The following is a 19,338-nucleotide window of genomic DNA, read 5'->3' as shown; positions in this document are numbered from 1 at the left end:
AGGTGGCCTTCAAGCCGCCCGGACGTCGGCCGTTACATTGAAAAAGAATCCATGTTGCGTGTCCGTCCCGCCGGACACGACCGCTCCAAGAGGATGAGCATGAGCGCACAAGACGTTGAATCCATGGCCAAGGCCGATACCGCTCCGTACGTGACCTTCAGCCTGGCCGACGAGACCTACGCCATCGACGTGCTCCAGGTCCAGGAGGTGCTGAAGGTGTCGGACATCGCGCCGGTACCCGGCGTACCGGATTACATCCTCGGCATCATCAACCTGCGCGGCAACGTGGTCACGGTGATTGATGCGCGTCGGCGCATGGGGCTGGAAGACCGCGAGCCGGACGATGCCTCGCGCATCGTGATCATCGACGTGGACGACCAGAACGTGGGCATCCTGGTGGATTCGGTGTCCGAGGTGGTGCGGATTTCGCCCGACAGCGTGGAGGCGGCGCCGGAGGTCGGCAACGACGAAAGCAGCCGTTTCATCCAGGGCGTAACCAGTACCGAAGCGGGTCTGACCATCCTGGTCGACCTGAACAAGCTCCTCTCCGACGAGGAGTGGGCGCAGCTGCGGGAGCTGTAGCCCGGCGCCGGATTCGCCCGGTCGGGCGGGACGGCGCACCGATGCACGGGCCGACCGTGCGGGAGGTGAAAAAATGGTGGACGAGCTCCAGCACGACCGTTCCGTACGGCCGCTTTACCCGGTCCTCAGGCCACCTCGCGACGTGCGTCCGGTGCACACCAGCGTGGCCGGCCACGCCCTCAGCGACGACCATGATCGCGACCCGATCCTGCGCCCCGGGATCCCCCCGGCCCAGCAAAAACCGCCACGCCTGGCCGAACGCGAACGGCGCCGGGGCGGGCGGATCGCCGAATACGCCTGATTGCCGTCGCATCGCATCTCCGGACTGGCCTCGGACCGTGACTTCACGCGACAATCGGGCCAGCCAACGGGGAGCACGGGTTGATGGGAGAGAATCTACTGGTCTGGCTTGCGGCGGGGATCGCGCTGCTGGCCACCATCGTGGCGGGATTCGCCGTTGCGCTGGTGCTGCTGCTGCGGCGGCAGCTCACGGCTCTGCGGCAGGACTACCAGCGCCAGGCGACCTCCCTGATGGCCCTGCAGGGGGCGATGAAGGTCCTGTCCGAAGGGGTGATCAATCACGGTCAGGCGCAGGCTTCGGTACAGCGGGCGCTGGAACGCCTGCACGACCAGCACACCGAGCTGCGCGCGCGTGACCCGGATCAGGGCTCGTACGAGAAGGCCATTCAGCTGGTCCGCGAGGGTTATCCGCGCGAGGAAGTCCGCCGGCTCTGCAGCCTGACCGCCGCGGAACTGGACCTGATCTACAGCCTGCACGGTGCCGGGAGTGCGCGTGACGACGACTGACGGGGGCTGATGACGGGGGCTGATCAGGATCGTCCGAGGTCCTCCGGGGTGATCCCCGCCAGCAGGAACACGAAGGCCAGTACCTCCGCCACGGCCACATAAAGCTCCTCGGGGATCTCCTCGCCCAGCGGGACCTGGGCCAGGGCCTCGGTCAGGGCGGCGTCCTGATGCAGCGGGATATCGTTTTCCTCGGCGATCCGGAGGATCTCCTCCGCGGTCACTCCGGCGCCCGAAGCTGTGATGCGCGGTGCCTGCCGGCGATCCCACTCCAGGGCGACCGCCCGGTCATGCCCCGGCGCCCCCGTGGCCCCGCCCGTTCGCCTGTCGCGGCCACGAGTCATGCGCGTTCGTCCAGCATGCCGTGCACCCGGTCCGGCCGGGCCTGCGGATCGGTATCCACGTCGCCCTGACGCACCGCAAGACTCGCCGGTTCCAGGTCGCGCGCGGCGAGGTTGTCGCGCAGGGACCCCTGGCCGGCCTGCAGGCGTTCCACGGTCTCCGCACGTTCGGCGGTAAAATGTATGTGCAGTTGTCCGGCCCGTGAATGCAGCACGATGAGGGTCGGGCCCAGGGCCGGCAGATCGAGGGTCAGGCGACAGCGCCAGTCCCCTTCGGTGGCCCCGTCGTGTTCGCCGGCGTGTTTTTCGATCTCGCCATGCAGGCCCTGTATACCCTGCGGGGTCCGAAATGGCAGTTCGAACAACCAGCGCTGAGGATCCGCTCCGTCGCTGGCGGCCTGCAGCTGGAGACTGGCGAGGCGGGCCAGCATGCCCTCCAGCAGCGGGCCCGTCCCGCCCGCGGGGGCCGACCCGGCACTGACGCCCGGGCCGGTGCCGGGCATCTGCCGCAGGGCGTCGGCCGCCCGCAGCAGCCGGGCCTTGAGGTCGCCCGACACGTTCGGGCCCGCGCTGCCCGGTGTACCGGACTGGGCCAGCATGGACTCCAGCCACACCCCGGAGGCACGCGTCGCCTGCTGCAGGCCTTCGGGGCGGGTCAGGCCGGAGACGTCGGGGAGACCGCGCACCAGGGCGTCGATGCGCATCGAGGCCGTGTCGGAGCGGGCGTCCGCGGGCGTTGCGGCGGCGGAGAGGGCCTGCAGCGTTGGTGCCAGGGCGCGCGCCGCGGGCAGGGTCCGGCGCAACAAGGCCGCCAGGCGATCCATCTCCGCCGGCGACCCGGTCCCGACGCCCGGTGAACCCGCGGACGGCAGGAGCCGCACTTCCAGCGAGGGCGAGCTGCGCGTGACCTCGGCCATCAGGCGCTGGCCGCTTTCGGCGCGGGCAGCCAGCGCCTCGGACATCGCGCCGGCCAGCCGAGCGACCATCACGCCGGGGCGATCGCCGCTGCCACCGCTACCACCCCCGGTTGCGGGCAGCTGCAGCCGGACGTTGCCGTCCGCCAGGCGCTCGATCATGCGGACCTCCATCCGCTGTCCAACGGCGGCCAGCGGATCGCGGACCCCGCCGGCACGCGCACCGTCCGCGGAGGCGGGGAGGGGTAGCAGAGGACGCGATCCGGTGAAATCGCCCATGGGGAACGCTCTTCTCGCTGGAATGCCGGATCAGCATGGCACAAAGCCCGGCTCGGGCGGAATCTCGGGCACGAGCATGCCTGCTTGTCACAAGGGCCGCGGCCGGGCAGGCTCCCGCCGCGTCGAGTCATTTATTCATCAACAGAGGAAACAACATGTCCAAGCTGCGTGTACTCATGGTCTGCATGGGTAACATCTGTCGTTCGCCGATGGCACATGGCGTACTCGAACAGCGCCTGCGCGAGCGCGGGCTGGAGAACGCGATCGAAGTCGATTCGGCCGGGACCCATGGCTATCACATCGGCTCCGGGCCGGATCCCCGGGCGCGCGATGAAGCCCGGGGCCGCGGCTACGACATCAGCCACCTGCGCGCGCGCCAGCTGGAACGCGAAGACTTCGATGAATTCGACTACATCCTGGTAATGGACGAGGCGAACGAGCGGATTGCTCGCCAGTTGCAGGGCAAGGATACGCGCGCCCGCCTGCAACGCTTCCCCGAGTACGCCGTGAACCGGCCCGAAACCGAGGTCCCGGACCCGTATTACGGTGGAGGGGAGGGTTTCGTCCATGTGATGGACCTGGTCGAGGCGGCCGCGGACGGCCTGCTCGAGCACTTCGAACGCGAGCACGGCATCCGGCCGGGGAAGGGATCCACCGGCTGACCGGGAATCCCGCCGCCACAGGGGCGGGCCTGCGGGGGCGGGATTCATGGAACCGGGCCTCAGTCCTTCTTGGATCCGGAACCGTCTGCGTCCGTCTCGCCGCCGGTGTCCGCGGGCTCACTGTCCGCGGGCTTGCTGTCCCCGGCGTCCGCCGCCGGGCCGGCGTCGGAGGCTTCGCTCGCGGGTGCGCTCTTGCGGGACCGGGTCGAGCTCGTGCGGCGACGGCGGCTGGACGGGGCCGTGCTGGACTCCGGGGATCCGTCGGATGATCCGGTTTCGGGCGCGGATGCGGTAGCCGCTTCGCTGGCGGGCTCCGTCACCGGCTCCGCGCTGCCCTCGTCACTCGTATTGCCCTCCGCCTTTTGCGCGGCCCGCGAGCGTCCGCGGCTCCCGGAGGAACGCCGCCGACGGCTGCTGCTTCCACTCGCGTCTTCGCCGGTGTCATCGCTGGCCGCCTCCGGAGCCTGTTCCGCCTGTGCCTCGGCCGGGGCCTGGTTATCTGCGTCCCCTTCGCTGGCGGCGGGTTCCTTCTTTTTCGCCGGTTTGCGGGTGCGGGGCTTGCGACCGCCGGATGCCGGTGCCGCCTCGCTGTCTTCCTGCGAGGGGCTCGCCTCCGGTGCTTCGGCGTCGGAGCGGACCGGGGTCGGGGCCCGCGATCCGGATTCGCTGTTGTCGGTCGTGGGCTCGCCGGAGTCGGTGCCGCCGGAATCGGTGGCGCTGGCGTCCTGGTCGTCACGGGTCTCCTGGCTGTCAGCTGCCGCGTCGGCGCTGCGGGAACGGCCACCACGACGCCGGCCACCACGGCGGGAACGCCGGCTGCGCGTCCGCCCCTTGCCGTCATCCCCGCTGTCCTCGCCGCTACCGGAGGTCTCCGGCGCACGATCCGCGGCTTCCTGTGTGGTGGCCTCTACGGGCGTATCTGCGCTGGTTTCGGCCGTCTTCGGGCCTTCATTCGCGCCTTCAGGGGCGGTCTTGTCGTCGCTTTTGTCTTCACCCTTGCGGGACTTGTCGGCGCCGCCGGCCTTGCCGGAACGCCCGCCGCCGGCGGACTTGCCCTTGCCTTCGCCGGGTTCGCCGGTCCTCTCCTTGCGCGGCTTGTCATCACCTTCGGGCTTGCCGCCGTTCCGGCCGCCACCCTTGCCGGTGCGCGTTTCCTCCCCGGACTTGTCGGGTTTGTCGGACTTGCGGGACTTGTCACCCTTGCCGCCGCGGGAACGGCGGCTGCCATTGCCACCGCTGTCGCCGCTCCTGTCGCCGGACTTGCGGTCGCGATCCGGCCCGCGCTCGCCACCCTTGCCACGGCGCCGGCCACGCGCTTCGCCCTCTGCCGGCGTGTCCGATTCGGCCGGCGTGCCGGCAGTGCTGGCCGGGGGACGGCTGTTGGGGAACAGCGCGGACCAGATGCGTCCGAAGAATCCGGGCTGGGCCACCGGTTCCGGCGGCGGCCCGGCCGGAGCGGAGGAACCCGCACCGGTCGGCGGCGCGGCCGGGGACTCCGGCGGTGGTGCGGATACCCTGACGCCCTGAACCAGCGGTTTTTCCGGCTTCTGCCGGCGCTCCTGATGCGGGTCCGGGTCTTCCTCCACGATTTCCACCAGCTGGTGGCTGCTGCGATCGCTGACCACTTCCTCGCGTTCGTCACCGCGCACGCGCTGCACGGTGAAATGCGGGGTAAAGAACTGCGGGTTGGGGATGATGCTGATCTCGACCCCGTGACGCTCTTCGATCTCGCCGATGGCCTGGCGCTTCTCGTTGAGCAGGAAGGTGCCCACATCCACCGGGACCTGGGCCAGGACCAGGCCCGTACGGTCCTTCATGCCTTCTTCCTCCATCAGGCGGAGGATGGACAGCGCCATGGATTCCACGCTGCGGATCTGGCCGTGGCCGTGGCAGCGCGGGCAGGTGATCTGGCTGGATTCGCCCAGCGAGGAGCGCAGCCGCTGGCGCGACATTTCCAGCAGCCCGAAGCGGCTGATGCGGCCGACCTGAACGCGCGCGCGATCCATCTCCAGCGCCTCGCGCAGGCGGTTCTCGACCTCGCGCTGATGCTTGTTGGCGCTCATGTCGATGAAGTCGATGACGATCAGGCCGCCAAGGTCGCGGATCCGCAGCTGCCGCGCGACTTCCTCTGCCGCTTCCAGGTTGGTATGGAAGGCCGTCTCCTCGATGTCGCCGCCCTTGGTCGAGCGCGCCGAGTTGACGTCGATGGAGATCAGCGCCTCGGTGTGGTCGATCACCAGGGCGCCGCCGGAGGGCAGCTGCACCTCGCGGTCAAACGCACTCTCGATCTGGCTTTCGATCTGGTAGCGGTTGAACAGCGGGACCGGGTCGGTGTAGTGCTTCAGCTTGCGCAGGCTGTTGGGCATGACCATGCGCACGAACTCGTCGGCCTGTTCGTAGATGGTGTCATCGTCGATGATCACCTCGCCGACATCGGTGCGCATGTGATCGCGCAGGGCACGGATGATGACGTTGCTTTCCTGGTGGATCAGGGCAGGGGCCCGGGCCTTTTTCGAGGCCTCGGTCACCGCCGACCACAGCGCGGTCATGTAATCGAGGTCCCACTGGAGCTCTTCGGTGCTGCGGCCGACACCGGCGGTGCGGGCAATCAGGCCCATCTCTTCGGGGATGTTCAGGCCCGACAGGGCCTCGCGCAGTTCGGCCCGGTCCTCGCCCTCGATCCGGCGCGACACGCCGCCGGCCTTCGGGTTGTTGGGCATCAGGACCAGGTAGCGCCCGGCCAGGCTGATGAAGGTCGTGAGCGCTGCACCCTTGGTGCCACGCTCTTCCTTTTCGACCTGGACCAGGATTTCCAGGCCTTCCTTCAGGAACTCGCGGACGGGCTTGTCGCTGTCGGCTGGTGCTCCCACCGCCGAGTGGGCGATTTCCTTGAACGGCAGGAAGCCGTGGCGGTCAGCCCCGAAGTTGACGAAGGCTGCTTCGAGGCTGGGCTCGACGCGGGTGATCTTCGCCTTGTAGATGTTGGCTTTCTTGCGCTCGCGCGAGGGAAGTTCGATGTCGAGGTCGTACAGCCGCTGGCCGTCGACCATGGCGACGCGCAGCTCTTCCGGCTGCGTTGCGTTGATCAGGATGCGTTTCATGCGATGGACTCGTTGGGGCGTCCCGCTGCTCCCCGACAGGGCCGGTCGGGCGGGCGGTGACCGTGCGGCACGGATGCTGTGCTGAAAGAGTGCGCGCAGGGGCGGCGCGTAGCGTGAGCCAGCGCGCCAGCCAGGTGTTCACCAGCAGCCACGGGATCAGCCGTCCTTCTGGACAGCGACCGGGGAAGCAGGACTGGGTTAAAAGAAATAGTGTCACGCGTTCGCTCTTGGCGAGGGCCGTCCGGCCCCGGCGCCTGAGGCGCGGGCCGGAGCGGTGGATGATTCGTGGCGGCGTACGCCCGAAACGGGGTACCGCCAGCGGGCAATGTAGGATACAAGGCCCTGCCGCGGCAAGTTTTTTGCTACTTTATGGCGACGCACGGCAGGACCCGTTCTGTCCCCCGGGTGACGATCGCCGCGGCGTCGGCAGGCGCGGCGCGCATGGCCGCGGGGAGGGGACTGCGGTAGCATTCCGCGCATGAAATCCCGATCTTCCGACGCAGGCGCTTCCGGCCCCCGCGAGCTGGTGGTGGGCGAGCGCGCCGACGGCCAGCGTCTCGACAATTTCCTGTTGCGCGAACTCAGGGGAGTGCCGCGGAGTCTGCTCTACCGGCTGATCCGCAAGGGGGCCATCCGCGTGGACGGCCGGCGAGCCAGCGCGCGCCAGCGCCTCGCCACGGGCTCGAAGGTCCGCGTGCCGGACCTCGAGCGTCCGCAGGAGACCGGCACCCCGGATGTTCCTCCGAAGGTGCTGGAACGCCTGCGCGGGGCGATCCTGTTCGAGGACGACGATTACCTGGTGCTGGACAAGCCCTCGGGTCTGGCGGTGCACGGGGGCAGCGGTCTGCCCTTCGGGATCATCGAGGCGATGCGGGTGTTGCGGCCGGATGCGTCGCTGGAACTGGGTCACCGCCTGGACCGCGAGACCTCCGGGTGTCTGGTGCTTGCCAAGGGGCGCGAGCCGCTGCAGGCCCTGCACGAAGCCCTGCGTGACGGGCGCGTGGACAAGCGTTACCTGGCGTTGCTGGTTGGCCGCTGGAAAGATGACCAGCCCATCCATTGCGATGCCCCGCTGAGCGCGGATCGCGGCGACGACGGGCGCCGTCGCATGTCCGCGGCGGGCGACACCGGCGGACGCCAGCGCGCGGCGAACAGCGTGTTCGTGCCGCTAGAAGCCCATGGCGCCTTTCAGCTGGCCGACGTCCGCATCGGCACCGGACGGACTCACCAGATCCGGGTGCATGGCCGCGAGATCGGTCATCCGGTCGCGGGCGATCATGAATACGGCCTGCCGGATGCCAATCGCAGGCTGCGTCAGCTGGGCCTCGAACGCCTGTTCCTGCATGCCCAGGCGTTGCGCTTCGAGGACGGAAGGGGCGAGGAGCGGATCTTTTCCGCTCCCTTGCCGGACGAACTGCAGCAGGTGCTGGAAAATCTGGACACGGCGGACGCGACGACATGACGGCAACGGGCAAGGATACGCAGGTGGCATTGCTTCCGCCCGACACCGGGGAACTCCGCCTGGTGGTCTTCGACTGGGACGGGACGCTGATGGACTCGCCGCGGCGCATCATCCATTGCCTGCGCCGCGCGGCCCGCGAGCACGGTCTTCCCGAGCGCGAGGAAAGCGCGCTGCGTGGCATCATCGGGCTGGGGGTGCAGGCGGCGGTACGTCAGCTCCACCCCGAACTGGACGACGCCGGGATACAGGCGTTCGCCGCGAGCTACCGCCAGTGCTACCTGGAGGCCACGGATGCCCCGGACGAGCCGCTTTACCCCGGCGTGGAGGCGCTGCTGGAGGACCTGGACCGGCGCGAGATCCTGCTGGCGGTAGCCACGAGCAAATCCCGCGCCGGGCTCGACCGGACGCTGGCGGCCAGTGGACTGGGCCCCCGCTTCGTGGCCACCGTGACCAGTGACGAGCAGCCGTCCAAGCCCGCCCCCGCGATGCTGGAGGACCTGTTGCGGCGTACGGGGGTCGCCCGCGAGCGGGCGCTGATGGTGGGCGACAGCATCTACGATCTGCAGATGGCGCGGGCGGCCGGGGTACGGGCGGTGGGGATCACCCACGGGGCCCATTCGGATGCGCGCCTCGCCGCCGAGGAACCGGCGGCGCTGGTGCCGGACATTCCCGCGCTGCACCGCCGACTGATGGAACCGTGACGGAACGCGGATCAGTGTTTCCCTGGAAGAGGACGAACGAGATGGGATGGTCGAAAGACGACAAGCCGGGCTGGGAACGTGAAACCCTGGAGAACCTGGTCCAGGCGCAGGTCATCGAACAGCGCCGCGCGCGCCGCTGGGGCATCTTTTTCAAGATCCTGCTGTTCGCCTATCTGTTCGCCCTGCTGATCCTGGTGCGGGGCGACGGCTTCGACAGCTGGTTCGAAACCGACAGGAAACCCGGGGAACACGTGGCCGTGGTGGACGTGGACGGCATGATCGCGGCCTCGGCCCGCGCCAATGCGGAGGACCTTACCCGGACGCTCCAACGGGCGTTCGAGGATGACGGCACGCAGGCGGTGATGCTGCGCATCAACTCCGGTGGCGGCAGTCCGGTCCAGGCCGGGATCATCCACGACGAACTGCTGCGCCTGAAGGAGGAACACGAAGACATCCCCCTGTACGCGGTGATCGGCGACATCGGGGCTTCGGGCGCGTATTACATCGCGGTAGCGGCGGACGAGATCTACGCCGACCGCGCCAGCCTGGTGGGCTCCATCGGCGTGCGTCTGGACAGCTTTGGCGTGGTGGACCTGATCGACAACATCGGTGTCGAGCGCCGGCTGTTCACCGCGGGCGAGAACAAGGCCTTCCTCGACCCGTTCCTGCCGCTGGAGCCGGACCATGTGGATCACATGGAAGGCCTGATCACGGATGTCCATCAGCAGTTCATCGATGTGGTCCGTGCCGGACGCGGCGAACGTCTGGACGAGGACGCCGATATTTTCAACGGCCTCACCTGGACCGGCGAACGGTCCGTGGAGCTCGGGCTGACCGACGGTCTCGGCAATCCGCGCAGCGTGGCTCGCGACGTCATCGGTATCGAGGAGATGGTGGAATTCCGTCCGCGCCGCACGCCCATCCAGCTGTTCCTGGAGGACCTGGGCACGGTGGTGATGCAGCAGGTGCTGAATCTGGAATCCACGCCTCAGTGGCGATGAGCCGGTGAGCCGGAACCCGGCAGGGGCTGGGCCGCCCCGCGGACTCCATGTCCGGTGGGCGCGCGCCTCAGTCGCTGGTGTCGATGCGCGTGACGCGCGCGATCATGCCGACGACCGGGTGATCAAGATAGAACAGGTCGTCGCCCGAATTCATCCGCTGATGGCCCCGGACGGCAATGGCGCCATTGCCGGCGGTCGCGTCATGGAAGATCAGGTCGGTCTCCAGATGCAGGAAACGACCGACCCAGACCCGCAAACGGCCTTCGAGTTCGTGACGTTCCTCTGCCGGTTCCTGCAGGATCGGCGAGGCCGGACCGCGATCGTCGTACAGCGGCGTGCGGCGCTCGAGCGGGCGCCCCTCACGTACCGTCAGCCACGGCGTGGAGGCATGGTCCCGGCCGCGCTGGTCCCAGGCGAGGGTGGCTATCAGGCGGCTGTCGCGATCGTCCTCGATGCGCCGGACCACATGGCCAAGGTCGAAGCCCCGGCGCGAATGCCGGTAGGTCCCTTCGCCGATCGGGCCGGATCCCGGCGATGGCTGCAACGCGGCCCCCGTGGTTTCCAGTAACCGGCGGCCTTCTTCGGTCAGGTGCTGGAAGATCACCAGCTCGATGCGGTACTCACGCCCGACCTGGGCCAGCGCCGGGCCGGCGGGCGCCAGCCAGGGCAGGGCCACCAGCGTGCCCAGCAGCCGGCGCCGACCGGGGCTGTGCGGACCGGACCGGACGTCGGTCGTCGGGGACTCGCGATGTTTGCGTGACATTCAGGCCGCCTCCTGGTTGCGGCTGATGGTGTTCAACAGGCGGTGAACCGCCTCGGTTCGGGCTTCCAGCGTCTCCATGCTGCCATGGAAGTGGAAGGCCTTCTGTCCGTCCAGACGATACCCCTGCGGGTCCGACTGCACCAGTTCCACCAGGGCCCCGATGTCCAGATCGGGATCCGTTCCAAAGACCAGGCGACCGCCGGCCGGCCCCATCTCCAGCTTGCGGATGCCCAGCGGCGTCAGGCGCAAACGCAGGCGTGCCGCCGCGAACAGGGTGCGCGCCGGATCCGGCAGCAGGCCGAAGCGGTCGACCAGCTCCACTTCCAGATCACGCAGGGCGTCCTCGGAATCGGCGTTGCTGATCCGCTTGTACAGGATCAGCCGGGTATGCACGTCGGGGACGTATTCGTCCGGGAGCAGCGCCGGCATTCCCAGCTCGACCTCGGTCCCGGTTGGCTCGGGAGCCTCCAGCTCGGGCATCTTGCCGGAGCGCAGCGCGCTCACCGCGCGGTTGAGCAGGTCGTTGTACATGTTGAAGCCGACCTCGGTGATCTGCCCGCTCTGCTCGTCACCCAGCAGCTCGCCGGCACCGCGGATCTCCAGGTCGTGTGAAGCGAGGGTAAAGCCGACTCCCAGGTCTTCCAGCGAGGCGATCGCCTCGAGGCGCTTCTTCGCGTCCGCGCTGAGGCTCTTCCACGGCGGGGTCAGGAGATAGGCGTAGGCGCGGTGATGCGAGCGGCCGACGCGCCCGCGCAGCTGGTGCATCTGCGCCAGACCCAGCTTGTCGGCGCGGTTCATCACGATGGTGTTGGCAGTGGGCACGTCGATCCCGGTCTCGATGATGGTGGAGCAGACCAGGATGTTGTAGCGACGGTGATAGAAATCGAGCATCACCTGTTCCAGCTCGCTCTCGCGCATCTGGCCATGCGCCACGCCGACCCGCGCCCCGGGCAGCAGTTCACGCACCTGCGCGGCGGTCTTGTCGATGGTGTTGACCTCGTTGTGCACGAAGTACACCTGTCCGCCGCGCCGGATCTCGCGCAGGCAGGCCTCCTGGATGACCGCGTCGTTCCATTCGTTGACGAAGGTCTTCACCGCCAGACGCTCGCGCGGCGGGGTGGTGATGACCGACAGGTCACGCAGCCCGGCCAACGCCATGTTGAGCGTGCGCGGTATCGGGGTGGCGGTCATGGTCAGCATGTCCACCTGAGCGCGCAGCTTCTTCAGGGCCTCCTTGTGGCGCACGCCGAAGCGCTGCTCCTCATCGACGATCACCAGCCCGAGATTGTCGATCTTCAGGTCCTTCTGCAGCAGCTTGTGAGTGCCGATGACGATGTCGACCTTCCCTTCGCGCAGGCCCTCGAGCACGGTTTCCTGCTGTTTGGCCGAGCGGAACCGCGACAGCGATTCGATCTGCACCGGCCAGTCGGCGAAGCGGTCGATGAAGTTCTGGTGGTGCTGCTGCGCGAGCAGGGTAGTGGGCACCAGAACCACCACCTGCTTGTGGTTCTGCACCGCGACGAAGGCGGCGCGCATCGCCACTTCGGTCTTGCCGAAGCCCACGTCGCCGCAGATCACCCGGTCCATCGGCTGATCCGCGGCCATGTCGGACAGCACGGCATCGATCGCCTGCTGCTGGTCGAGGGTCTCCTCGAACGGGAAGCCGGCGGCGAAGGCGTGATATTCGGGGGTCTCGGTCTCGAACACCGTGCCCTGCGTTGCGGCCCGGCGGGCATGGATATCCAGCAGCTCCGCGGCCACGTCGCGGGCCTTCTCCGCGGCCTTGCGCCGGGCCTTGCTCCACTGCTCGCTGCCGAGGCGGTGCAGCGGAGCGTGTTCGGCATCGGCCCCGGCGTAACGGCTGATCAGATGCAGCGAGGAAACCGGCACGTACAGCCGCGCCCCATCGGCATACTCGAGGGTGAGGAATTCGGAGGGCTGGCCGTTGATCTCCATGGTCTGCAGGCCCAGATAACGGCCCACGCCCTGTTCCTCGTGCACCACCGGGGCGCCAATGGTCAGATCGGAGAGGTTCTGGATCACCGCCTCCGCGTCGCGGGTCGGGCGCGCCCGCCGCCGGGTCTGGCGTGCGCGCTCGCCCATCAGGGCGGATTCGGGGACGACGATGCGGTCATCCGGCAGCCGGAATCCTGCCGCCAGTGTACCGACGGTCACGTGCAGCCCCGGTTCGCTCGCGAGGAAGTCCTCCCAGCCAGCCACCGCATGATGGTCCAGGCCGTGATCCCGCAGCAGGGTCAGCAGGGCCTCGCGGCGTCCGGCGGACTCGGTGGTCACCAGCACACGCGGGCCTCCGGAGAGCACGTCCTGCAGCCGCCGCGCCGGGTCGTCGCGGGCGGGTTCCAGGGCCATGTCGGGGTGATCCTCGCACTGGAATCTCACCTCGCGCCCGCGCCCGGCGGGCAGGGGAGCGGGGTTGGCTCCCAGGGCGAGCCCGGACGTGTCCCCCAGTGCTCCGGCCAGCGCCTCGGGGTTGAGATACAGCTCGTCCGGAGGGAGCAGGGGCCGGTCCACCTGATGACGCAGCTGGTCATAGCGCTGGAAGACCTCGTCGGCGAACTGTCCGGCCGCGGTGGCGATGTCGCCCACCTGCACCACGCGGGCCTGCGGGCAGTAGTCGAACACCGTATCCAGCGCTTCGAAGAACAGCGGCAGATAGGATTCGATGCCCGGCGGCACAAGTCCTTCCGAGATGTCGCGATAGATCGGGTGGCTGCCGGGATCACCTTCGAAACGGGTGCGGTAGCGGCTACGAAATTCCCGGATCGCCTCTTCATGCAGCGGAAATTCGTGGCTGGGCAGGATCTCGAGGCGCTCGGTGGTCTCGGTGGAGCGCTGGGATTCCGGGTCGAAATGACGCAGCGAGTCGATCTCGTCGTCGAGGAACTCGATGCGCACGGGCTGCTCCGCGCCCATCGGGAACAGATCCAGGATCTCCCCGCGCACCGCGAATTCGCCGTGGCTGATCACCTGCTGTACCGGGTTGTAGCCCGCCTGAACCAGGTCCTCGCGCAGCTGCATGCGGTCGAGACGCTGACCCTTGTGCAGCGCGATGCCCTGTTCCGCCAGCCACTGGCGCGGGGGCAGGCGCTGCATCAGGGTGGCGACCGGCATCAGGATGATCCCGCGTTCGAGTCCGGGCAGGCGGTACAGGGTGCGCAGCCGCTCGGAGATGATGTCCTCGTGGGGCGAGAACACGTCGAACGGCAGGGTCTCCCAGTCGGGCAGGCGCAGCAGGGGGATGTCCTGCCCGGCGGTGAAGAACGACCACTCTTCCTCCCACTGGTCCGCGGCCTCGTTGGATTCCGTGATCACCAGCAGCGGGTGCGGGAAATCCGCGGCGGCCCGCGCCAGTGCCAGCGTGCTGGCGCTCGCTCCCAGGCCGGTCCAGGTCTCGAACCCGGAGCGGGGAAGGCGGCCGGGATTCAGGGGGTTGCGCAGTTCTTCGGACATGCGGTGTGAAGCTTCCGGAATGGCGGACGCGGCATTATACGGATTCCGCGCTTACGATTCCGGGTCGATGTAGCGCTTCAGGATGGGATCGTAGGCGTCGATGCGCCGGTCCCGCAGGAACGGCCACATGCGCCGGACAGTGTCCACACGGGCGATGTCCAGGGTAAACGCCAGGACCTCGGGCGCCTGCTCGCCGGCGCGGGCGAGAAATTCGCCCTGCGGGCCGGCCACAAAGCTGCTGCCCCAGAAATGGGCGCCGGCAGACGCGCCCGAAGGGTCGCGTTCGTGCCCGGTGCGATTGCACGCGACGAGCGGCAGACCGTTGGCCACCGCGTGCCCGCGCTGAACCGTGATCCAGGCCTCGCGCTGGCGTTCGCGTTCGTCCGGGGTATCCTCCGGATCCCAGCCAATGGCCGTGGGGTAGATCAGTACCTCGGCCCCGGACAGGGCCATGATCCGGGCCGCTTCGGGGTACCACTGGTCCCAGCAGACGAGCACGCCCAGCCGGCCGACGGAAGTATCGATCGGCCTGAAGCCGGTATCGCCGGGGGCGAAGTAGAACTTCTCGTAATAGCCCGGATCGTCGGGGATGTGCATCTTGCGGTACGTGCCCACCAGGCGCCCGTCGCTTTCCAGCACCACCGCGGTGTTGTGGTAGAGGCCGGGTGCGCGGCGCTCGAACAGCGACCCCACCAGCACCACGCCGTGGCGCCGGGCGATCTCGCCGAGGCGGCGGGTGGAGGGGCCGGGGATCGGCTCGGCGCGATCAAAGGTCGCGGCGTCCTCGGTCTGGCAGAAGTAGGGGCCGGTGTGCAGCTCGGCCAGCACGACCAGCCGTGCGCCACCGGCCGCGGCCTCCGCCACCGCGTCCTCGGTGGCCTGAAGGTTGGCGTCGACGCTGCCGGCATCACGGTGCTGGACCAGTGCGGCCGGCAGGGGCGCCCGGCGTTCGGGACGGGGGGCGGCGGTCATGCGCTGGCGGCTTCGTCTTCCTCCGGGATGCCGAGGGCGCCCCGCGGATAATGCATGGTCAGACAGTGCAGGCTGCCACCCTGACGCAGTACCGCACGGGCGTCCAGCAGCAGGATGTCCCGTCCGGGAAAGGCCTCGGCCAGACGCTCGCGGGCCACGGCATCGGCCGGATCATCGTGCGCCGGCACCAGCACCGCGCCGTTGAGCAGAACGAAATTGGCGTAGGTGGCCGGCAGGCGCCGGCCGGCATGCTCCAGAGGCCGCGGCCAGGGCAGGGGGATCAGGTGGTAGGGCTCGCCCGAGGCCTGATGCAGTGCCTCGAGTTGTCGCTCCATCGCCGCCAGTTCCGCGTAGTGCGGGTCTTCGGGGTCGTCGCAGTGCTGGTAAGCGATGGTGTCCGGGGCGCAGAAGCGCGCCAGGGTGTCGATGTGGCCATCGGTGTCATCGCCTTCCAGATGGCCGTGCTCCAGCCAGAGGATCCGCCGGGCGCCCAGGTGCTGGCGCAACGCGGCCTCGATGGTTGCATCGTCGAGCTCCGGATTGCGACCGGCGTGGCGCAGGCAGGAGCGGGTCACCAGCAGGGTGCCCTGACCGTCACTCTCGATGCTGCCCCCCTCCAGCACCAGGGGGACATCTTCCACCGGGCTGGTGCCGAAGACCCCCTGCGCGGCGAGCGCGGCGGTGATCGCATCGTCCCGGTCGGCCGGATATTTGCCGCCCCAGCCATTGAAGGTGAAGTCCAGCAGATGTGGCCGGCCCTGGTGATACACCGTGATCGGGCCGTGATCGCGCGCCCAGGTGTCGTTGGAATCGGCGAGCGCGAACCACAGACGGTCGCTGCGGATACCGGCTTCCACCAGCAGCCCGGAAAACGACTCGATATGTTCGGGATCGCGGGCCACGATCAGGACCGGTTCGTACTGGCTGATGGTGGCCGCAAGTCGGGCGAACACCGGCTCGACCTCCTCCAGGCTGTCGGCCCAGTCGCTGTCCGCATGCGGCCAGGTCAGCTGAATACCCGCATGCGGCTCCCATTCCGCCGGCAGCCGGCGGATATTTTCGTGTCCGGTTTCCAAGGCGGCGTCAGTCGTCGTTGCCGTGCACGATGGTGTGGATCACCCAGCGATCCTCGAACACCACCGAAAAACTGTCGTAGTCCCAGCGGGTGATCGGTGGCTCGCCCACGGTCGGGTGCCGGGTTGCCGGCTCGCCGTAACGGCCGCGTACCGTTTCCTTGGTCTGCCCGCGAGTTGGCACGCTCTCGCGTTCCTTGATGGTGAACGAACCGTCCTCGAGCCGCAGGATGTCGGCCTGGGCGGTTCCGGCAAGCCCCGCGCCGCCGGCGAGAAGGAGGGCGACAAGCACTCCGGACGCACGGTGGATCGGGGATCGGGAGGCAACGCGTTTCCCTGGCATGGCCATGTCTCCGTCTGGATGTGGGTCCCGGGGTCGGACCGGGCTGGCTCGCACTTATAGTAGGGGAATACGGGATTTTGTGCATCCGCGCCTTGCCCCGGAAAACCCGGGGTGCCCTGCGCGAGCGTGTACATCGATCATTGTTTCCTCGGGGGATGGGCGGACGTTCGCAGTTCTGGCATTCTTGCCGAATGTTCCGACCCCTGTCCGTTGCGATCGGCCTGCGCTACACGCGCGCCAAACGTCGCAATCACTTTATTTCGTTCATCTCCGTGGTCTCGATCCTTGGCCTGATCCTGGGCGTGATGGCGCTGATCACGGTGCTGTCGGTGATGAACGGCTTCGAGAAGGAGCTGCGCGAGCGGATCCTCGGCATGGCGTCGCACGCCACACTGGAGGAGAGCCGACGGGCCCTGGCGGACTGGGAAAGCGTGAAGGAGCGCGTGCTCGCCGCCGACGAACGCGTGCAGGCCGCGGCCCCCTACGTCCAGCGCGAGGCCATGCTGAGTGCACGCAACCGGATTTCCGGCGGCATGATCCGGGGTGTGGATCCGGCACTGGAGCTGGAAGTGGCGCCGATCGGCGAGCACATGGAGGAGGGGGCGCTGGAACAGCTCGAAGGCGGCGCCTACCGCATCATCCTGGGCCGCGAGCTGGCCGCGGAACTGCAGGTGCGGGTGGGTGAATCGCTGATCCTGATGGCCCCGCAGGCGAGCGTGTCTCCCGCCGGGGTGATGCCGCGCATGCGGCGCTTCGAGGTGGTCGGGCTGTTCGAGGTCGGCATGTATGAATACGACCGGGGTACGGCCTTCATCCATCTGGACGACGCCCGCGCGGTGTTCCGCACCGGCGAGGACGTATCCGGGCTGCGCCTGCGCGTGGACGACATGATGCAGGCGGGCCGGATCGCTCAGGACCTGACGCGCGAACTCAACGGCGCCTATTTCATCTCCGACTGGACCCGGCAGCATGCGAATCTGTTCCGGGCGATCCAGATCGAGAAGATGGTGATGTTCATCATCCTGTCGCTGATCGTCGCCGTGGCGGCCTTCAACATCGTGTCCACGCTGATCATGCTGGTCACCGACAAACAGGGCGATATCGCGATCCTGCGCACCCTCGGGATGCCACCCTCCGGCATCATGGCGGTATTCGTGGTTCAGGGGATGGTGATCGGTCTGTTCGGGATCCTTCTGGGGACGGCGGCGGGTGTTGCGCTGGCGCTCAACATCGACGTGGTCGTGCCGTTCATCGAGCAGGTGACCGGGGTCGAATTCCTGTCCGCCGATGTCTATTACATCAGCGATCTGCCATCGGAACTGGATCCGGCGGATGTGCTGCGCGTGGGCGGGGTGGCGTTCCTGCTGACCGTGCTGGCGACCCTGTTCCCGGCCTGGCGCGCGGCACGGACTCAGCCGGCGGAGGCGCTGCGCCATGACTGATCACGACGTGCATGCAACGGTGCTGGAGGCGCGGGGTCTGGAGCGCCGCTTTCGCGACGGCAAGTTGGACGTGACCGTGCTCGGCGGGGTGGATTTCGCCCTGGAGCCCGGCGCGCTGGTGGCAATCATCGGCGCCTCCGGCAGCGGCAAGAGCACGCTCCTGCATCTGCTCGGCGGCCTGGACCGTCCGACCGCCGGCGAAGTCCGGCTGCTGGGCACGCCCTGGTCCGGGATGAGCGAGGCCCGTCGCGGGCGCCTGCGCAACCGCCATCTGGGCTTCGTGTACCAGTTCCACCATCTCCTGCCCGAGCTGACGGCGGCGGAAAATGTCGCCATGCCGCTGCTGATCCGCCGAACCTCGGGGCCGCAGGCACGTCGCGAGGCGCTGCACTGGCTGGAACAGGTGGACCTGGGTGATCGTGCGGAGCACAAGCCCGCGGAGCTTTCCGGTGGCGAGCGGCAGCGCGTCGCCATTGCCCGGGCGCTGGTGACACGACCCTCGGCGATCCTCGCGGACGAGCCCACCGGCAATCTCGACCAGGAACGGGCACAGCACGTGTTCGCGCTGCTGCGGGAAATGAACCGCGCCACGGGCACGGCGCTGGCCCTGGTGACCCACGACACCACGCTGGCCGCGCAGATGGACCGTTCGGTTCACCTGGTCAAGGGACACCTGCAGGGCAACGGCGACTGAGCACGGCGGTACGCCGGGTCAATGCGGGCGCGAATGGTCGTCGCCGTCGGAACGAGTGCCGGAAGCCCGGGAGTCCGCTTCCGGTTCGGCGGCCTTCGTCTCGCGTGATTCCCGCGGGGCTTCCGGATCCACCGGGGTGCGGGAGAAGACCTCGCGCAGCTCGGCCTCGCGCTCGCGCCGCTGGCGTGCGAGATAGCGCCGATGGCGCACGCGCTGGATCACGTTCAGGCGCCAGAGACCTCGCACCAGCAGATAGCCGGCCAGGCCTGCCACCGCGCCCAGTACCAGTGACCCGGTCGTCAACGGCTTCCATACCGTCAGCATCTCGGTGGCGAACCATTCCCAGGTGATCTCGGTGCTGAATTCGCGCCGTTCTTCGCCCAGGAGCTTGCGGCCCACGGTATAGGCCGTATACAACATTGGGGGCATGGTCACCGGGTTGGAAATCCACACCAGGATGACCGAGATGGGCAGGTTGACCCGGGCCAGAATGGCGATCGCACCCGCGATCAGCATCTGCATCGGGAGTGGCAGGAAGGCCACGAACAGCCCCACGGCAAAAGCACCGGCCACGGAGCGGCGGTTGAGATGCCACAGATCCGGCGAGCGCAGGCGGGGCCCCAGCGGGGCCAGCGCACGGTGTCCCCGCAGGCGGTCCATGCCGGGGAACAGCTTCTTGATGATGTGTCGGGCCATGGTCTCGGGTTCGACTCCTGCCGGCCTTGCGCGTCAC

The 19,338-nt window shown here is 68.4% G+C and carries 18 protein-coding genes; 9 read left to right on the top strand and 9 right to left on the bottom strand.

Features of this window, described 5'->3' with window-relative positions; all coding sequences use genetic code 11:
• Nucleotides 1–123: 123 nt before the first annotated feature.
• The 3 genes from F788_RS0109590 (at nucleotide 124) to F788_RS0109580 (ending at nucleotide 1,389) form a co-directional block, all read left to right on the top strand.
• Nucleotides 124–582 (top strand): chemotaxis protein CheW, encoded by a 459-nt coding sequence (locus tag F788_RS0109590; protein ID WP_018869465.1) that lies wholly within the window; start codon nucleotides 124–126, stop codon nucleotides 580–582.
• 73 nt (nucleotides 583–655) lie between these two features.
• Nucleotides 656–883, top strand: a complete 228-nt coding sequence (locus tag F788_RS0109585) for a hypothetical protein (protein WP_019590011.1) — start codon at nucleotides 656–658, stop codon at nucleotides 881–883.
• 83 nt (nucleotides 884–966) lie between these two features.
• Nucleotides 967–1,389 carry a DUF2802 domain-containing protein gene (locus F788_RS0109580; protein ID WP_018869463.1) on the top strand — a complete coding sequence of 141 codons (423 nt, stop codon included), beginning with the start codon at nucleotides 967–969 and terminating at the stop codon, nucleotides 1,387–1,389.
• A 23-nt stretch (nucleotides 1,390–1,412) separates the two neighbouring features.
• Here the strand turns inward: F788_RS0109580 and F788_RS0109575 are convergent, their stop codons facing one another.
• Together F788_RS0109575 and F788_RS0109570 are read right to left on the bottom strand one after the other, a co-directional pair.
• The gene (locus F788_RS0109575) at nucleotides 1,413–1,730 is read right to left on the bottom strand and encodes an EscU/YscU/HrcU family type III secretion system export apparatus switch protein (protein WP_026300852.1); all 318 of its coding nucleotides are present in this window, start codon (nucleotides 1,728–1,730) and stop codon (nucleotides 1,413–1,415) included.
• The gene (locus F788_RS0109570) at nucleotides 1,727–2,920 is read right to left on the bottom strand and encodes a flagellar hook-length control protein FliK (RefSeq protein WP_019590010.1); all 1,194 of its coding nucleotides are present in this window, start codon (nucleotides 2,918–2,920) and stop codon (nucleotides 1,727–1,729) included. Before F788_RS0109570 ends, F788_RS0109575 begins: the two co-directional genes overlap by 4 nt.
• A 155-nt stretch (nucleotides 2,921–3,075) precedes the next feature.
• On the opposite strand from F788_RS0109570, the gene F788_RS0109565 reads away from it, so the two are divergent.
• A complete protein-coding gene (locus F788_RS0109565) occupies nucleotides 3,076–3,582 on the top strand; it encodes a low molecular weight protein-tyrosine-phosphatase (protein WP_019569998.1) in 507 nt (168 codons plus the stop codon).
• 59 nt (nucleotides 3,583–3,641) lie between these two features.
• Here F788_RS0109565 and F788_RS0109560 read toward each other — a convergent pair whose 3' ends face one another.
• The gene (locus F788_RS0109560) at nucleotides 3,642–6,683 is read right to left on the bottom strand and encodes an Rne/Rng family ribonuclease (protein WP_019590009.1); all 3,042 of its coding nucleotides are present in this window, start codon (nucleotides 6,681–6,683) and stop codon (nucleotides 3,642–3,644) included.
• A gap of 478 nt (nucleotides 6,684–7,161) precedes the next feature.
• On the opposite strand from F788_RS0109560, the gene F788_RS0109555 reads away from it, so the two are divergent.
• The 3 genes from F788_RS0109555 to F788_RS0109545 are packed head-to-tail and all read left to right on the top strand — an operon-like array spanning nucleotide 7,162 to nucleotide 9,847.
• The gene (locus tag F788_RS0109555) at nucleotides 7,162–8,145 is read left to right on the top strand and encodes an RluA family pseudouridine synthase (RefSeq protein WP_019590008.1); all 984 of its coding nucleotides are present in this window, start codon (nucleotides 7,162–7,164) and stop codon (nucleotides 8,143–8,145) included.
• On the top strand, nucleotides 8,142–8,846 hold the full coding sequence (locus F788_RS0109550; RefSeq protein WP_018869457.1) for an HAD family hydrolase: 705 nt from the start codon (nucleotides 8,142–8,144) through the stop codon (nucleotides 8,844–8,846). Before F788_RS0109555 ends, F788_RS0109550 begins: the two co-directional genes overlap by 4 nt.
• 41 nt (nucleotides 8,847–8,887) lie before the next feature.
• The gene (locus F788_RS0109545) at nucleotides 8,888–9,847 is read left to right on the top strand and encodes a S49 family peptidase (RefSeq protein ID WP_019590007.1); all 960 of its coding nucleotides are present in this window, start codon (nucleotides 8,888–8,890) and stop codon (nucleotides 9,845–9,847) included.
• Between the two features lie 67 nt (nucleotides 9,848–9,914).
• Here the strand turns inward: F788_RS0109545 and F788_RS0109540 are convergent, their stop codons facing one another.
• The 5 genes from F788_RS0109540 to F788_RS0109520 are packed head-to-tail and all read right to left on the bottom strand — an operon-like array spanning nucleotide 9,915 to nucleotide 16,418.
• A complete protein-coding gene (locus F788_RS0109540) occupies nucleotides 9,915–10,610 on the bottom strand; it encodes a CsiV family protein (protein ID WP_019590006.1) in 696 nt (231 codons plus the stop codon).
• Entirely contained in the window at nucleotides 10,611–14,081 is a 3,471-nt protein-coding gene (mfd, locus tag F788_RS0109535; protein ID WP_019590005.1) for a transcription-repair coupling factor, read from the bottom strand. It lies immediately after the preceding gene.
• 51 nt (nucleotides 14,082–14,132) lie between these two features.
• Complete coding sequence (locus F788_RS0109530; RefSeq protein ID WP_019590004.1) at nucleotides 14,133–15,053, bottom strand: carbon-nitrogen hydrolase; 921 nt, start codon at nucleotides 15,051–15,053, stop codon at nucleotides 14,133–14,135.
• Nucleotides 15,050–16,129 (bottom strand): agmatine/peptidylarginine deiminase, encoded by a 1,080-nt coding sequence (locus F788_RS0109525; protein ID WP_019590003.1) that lies wholly within the window; start codon nucleotides 16,127–16,129, stop codon nucleotides 15,050–15,052. The genes F788_RS0109530 and F788_RS0109525 overlap by 4 nt, the downstream gene beginning before the upstream one ends.
• A gap of 7 nt (nucleotides 16,130–16,136) precedes the next feature.
• Nucleotides 16,137–16,418: a hypothetical protein gene (locus F788_RS0109520; RefSeq protein WP_018869451.1), complete on the bottom strand. Its 282-nt coding sequence runs from the start codon at nucleotides 16,416–16,418 to the stop codon at nucleotides 16,137–16,139.
• Nucleotides 16,419–16,660: 242 nt separating this feature from the next.
• Here F788_RS0109520 and F788_RS0109515 point away from each other — a divergent pair, with 242 nt between their 5' ends.
• On the top strand, nucleotides 16,661–17,911 hold the full coding sequence (locus tag F788_RS0109515) for a lipoprotein-releasing ABC transporter permease subunit (RefSeq protein ID WP_019022089.1): 1,251 nt from the start codon (nucleotides 16,661–16,663) through the stop codon (nucleotides 17,909–17,911).
• Complete coding sequence (locus tag F788_RS0109510; protein WP_019590002.1) at nucleotides 17,904–18,605, top strand: ABC transporter ATP-binding protein; 702 nt, start codon at nucleotides 17,904–17,906, stop codon at nucleotides 18,603–18,605. The genes F788_RS0109515 and F788_RS0109510 overlap by 8 nt, the downstream gene beginning before the upstream one ends.
• An 18-nt stretch (nucleotides 18,606–18,623) precedes the next feature.
• Here F788_RS0109510 and F788_RS0109505 read toward each other — a convergent pair whose 3' ends face one another.
• Entirely contained in the window at nucleotides 18,624–19,301 is a 678-nt protein-coding gene (locus tag F788_RS0109505) for a DUF2062 domain-containing protein (RefSeq protein ID WP_018869448.1), read from the bottom strand.
• Nucleotides 19,302–19,338 lie beyond the last annotated feature (37 nt).

The sequence above is a fragment of the Thioalkalivibrio sp. ALE10 genome, assembly GCF_000381385.1.
Classification (GTDB): Bacteria; Pseudomonadota; Gammaproteobacteria; order Ectothiorhodospirales; family Ectothiorhodospiraceae; genus Thioalkalivibrio.
The sequence above is the reverse complement of the archived record's forward strand: the minus strand, read 5'-3'. Positions and strand labels throughout refer to the sequence as shown.